The organism is Pseudomonas mosselii (assembly GCF_005796105.1).
GTDB classification, from domain to species: Bacteria; Pseudomonadota; Gammaproteobacteria; order Pseudomonadales; family Pseudomonadaceae; genus Aquipseudomonas; species Aquipseudomonas mosselii_C.
Genome location: NZ_VAUO01000063.1, coordinates 1 through 307 on the forward strand (window position 1 = coordinate 1; position 307 = coordinate 307).

The following is a 307-nucleotide window of genomic DNA, read 5'->3' on the forward strand; positions in this document are numbered from 1 at the left end:
AGTGTTGCCCAAAGGCGTGGTGACCGACTGCGGGAAGCCCGCCGCTACCCCACCGCTGACTACCGCAATGCCGCCCACGGTCAGGGTCTGCAAGCCATCCGGGGCACTGACGGTGAAGGTGCCGCCTTGGGTCAGCGCGCCGGTGTTCGGTGCACTGCCGTCGCCCAGGTGTTTTTCGTACACCGTCACTTCACCGCCCTCGACATCCAGGCCACAGAGCTTGACCGGGTCGTCGAGGTTCTTGATGTCGAGCGTCAAGGTGGCCGTGCTGGTATCGCCGTCGGCGTCCTTGATCGTGTAGGTGAAG

At 64.5% G+C, this 307-nt stretch carries 1 protein-coding gene; it reads right to left on the bottom strand.

Annotation, left to right across the window (positions count from 1 at the left end; translation table 11 throughout):
* Positions 1 to 307 (bottom strand): hypothetical protein (locus FEM01_RS24080; RefSeq protein WP_138221898.1); only part of this gene is annotated, 307 nt, incomplete at both ends.